This window comes from Deltaproteobacteria bacterium (assembly GCA_016875395.1).
GTDB lineage: Bacteria > Myxococcota_A > UBA9160 > UBA9160 > UBA6930 > VGRF01.
Genome location: VGRF01000073.1, coordinates 1 through 1,965, shown reverse-complemented (window position 1 = coordinate 1,965; position 1,965 = coordinate 1). Strand labels below are relative to the sequence as shown.

The 1,965-nt window shown below is 70.8% G+C and carries 3 protein-coding genes; 2 read left to right on the top strand and 1 reads right to left on the bottom strand.

Annotation, left to right across the window (positions count from 1 at the left end; translation table 11 throughout):
- Window positions 1-399, top strand: a 399-nt coding sequence (locus FJ091_22115; GenBank protein MBM4386045.1) for a sulfotransferase, incomplete at its 5' end; no start/stop codon positions are given.
- Window positions 400-465: 66 nt separating this feature from the next.
- On the top strand, window positions 466-1,737 hold the full coding sequence (locus FJ091_22110; GenBank protein MBM4386044.1) for an IS256 family transposase: 1,272 nt from the start codon (window positions 466-468) through the stop codon (window positions 1,735-1,737).
- 18 nt (window positions 1,738-1,755) lie between these two features.
- Here the strand turns inward: FJ091_22110 and FJ091_22105 are convergent.
- Window positions 1,756-1,965: hypothetical protein (locus FJ091_22105; GenBank protein ID MBM4386043.1), on the bottom strand; the 210-nt coding region annotated here is incomplete at its 5' end.

Genomic DNA, 1,965 nt, shown 5'->3' with positions numbered 1-1,965 from the left:
CGGGCCGGAGAGGCCGACGACGCGGGGCTCGGCTACGGCAGCGGCGTGCGCTTCTGGGTCGAGCCCGAGCGCCGCGCCGAGTTCGGCCGGGTGAGCGAGGCTCGACGGGCTGCATGGGTATGGCGGCGCTACGTGACGGCGGCCCGGGCGTCGTCGGCCTTCGAGCTGCGCTACGAGGAGCTGGCCACGGACCCCGCAGGCGTCGGAGCCCAGCTGGCGCGGTATCTCGAGGCGCCGAACCGTCCGCTCACGGAGGCGCTCCGCGCCGTCCACTCGTCGTCGATCGGCCGCTGGCGCCGGGAGCTGACGCCGGAGCAGGTCGCGGACGTCGAGGAGGAAGCCGGCCCGCTTCTGCTCGAGCTCGCAGTTCGTATGACGCTGGCCGGTCGCGTCCCATGAGCCGGGGGAATTGAATCGGGCGTAGCCTCCGCGTTGACCTGGAAGTCGACGAGGAGGTACGCCCTGATGACGAGCATAGTCCCGAGCGAGCGGCTGCGCCGCGAGCTCCAAGACCTGGTCGGCGGGGTCAGCGACGAGGACGATCCGATCGAGGCGATCGGCCGTCTCGGCGCGCGGCTGATCCTGCAACAGGCCCTCGAGGACGAGTTGAGCGAGTTCCTCGGCCGTGAGCGCTACGAGCGCCGCGGCGAGCCTGTCTCCCATCGCAACGGCTACGAGCGGGTGACGGTGAAGACGACCGCCGGCCCGCTCGAGCTCTCCCGTCCGCGCGTGCGCAACGCCTCGGCGCTCGGGTTTGCCAGCGAGATCGTCGGCAAGGGGGTGGCGCGCACGCACGCGCTCGAGGCGCTGGTTGTCTGCTCGTTTCTGCGCGGGCTGTCGGTGCGCGATGTCGAGGCGGCGCTCGACGAGGCCTTCGACGGGCCGATCGTGTCGAAGTCGACCGTCTCGCGGATCTGTCAGGACACGAGGGCGCGCTACCGCGCCTGGTGCGGCAGGCGTCTGGACGAGCACGACCTGGTGTACCTCTTCCTCGATGCCGTGTACCTGAAGCTCAGGCCCGACGACACGCCGGCCGAGGGCGTCTTGGTCGCCTGGGGCGTCACGCTCGAGGGTCGCAAGGTGTTGCTCGGCTTGCAGCTCGGCTCGCGCGAGAGCTACGAGGACTGGCTCGACTTCGGCCGCGATCTCGTCGCACGCGGGATGCGCTCGCCGGCGCTCCTCGTCGCCGACGGCGCGCCCGGCCTGTGGAAGGCGACGCGCGAGCTCTGGCCGGGCGCCTTCGAGCAGCGCTGCACCGTGCACGCGCTCAGAAACGTCACCAAGAAGCTGCCCGAGCGGCTGCATCGGGAGCTGAAGGCGCGCTACTGGCGGATCCTCGACGAGGCGGGCTCGGTCGCCGAGGCCAGAGCCGGTCTGCTCTCCCTCGCCGCCGACTACCGGGCCGCCTACCCCTCGGCGGCGTCCGTGATCGAGCGCGACGTCGACGCGCTCGTCTGCCATCTGCGCTTCCCGCACGAGCACCGCAAGCGGATCCGGAGCACGAACCTGCTCGAACGGACCTTTGTCGAGGTGCGGCGCAGGACGAAGGTGATCGGGCGCTTCCCCGGCGAGACCTCGGCGCTCTCGCTCGTCTGGGCCGTGCTCGAGCTCTCCTCGCGCGGCTGGCGCGGCGTCCTGATGACCCCGCGCGCGGTCGCCGAGATCGAACGGCTCCGGCGAGGAGTCGCGGCCGACGAGACAGACGAGCACTCGACCGAGGAGGTGATCGCAGCCTAGGATTGCGTCCAAGCGGAGCTACGCCCGGACGATTTCACCCGGACGCTGGGACGCCACCTTCCAGATCACGTCCACCTTGGACTGGATGAACGTCCGGATCGCCGCCTTCGCCTTGGCCGGGTCGGCAAGCGTCTGCACGACCTGGAGCTTGGCGCTGCCGCACTTGACCTTGAAGCCGTCGACCTGGATGTTCACCGGCGGGATCGGGACGAGCGAGGCGACCCCGAT

What these genes read in the sequence shown, in the direction of transcription:
- FJ091_22110 (MBM4386044.1), top strand. Translation starts at nt 466, where the DNA reads ATGACGAGCATAGTCCCGAGCGAGCGGCTGCGCCGCGAGCTCCAAGAC.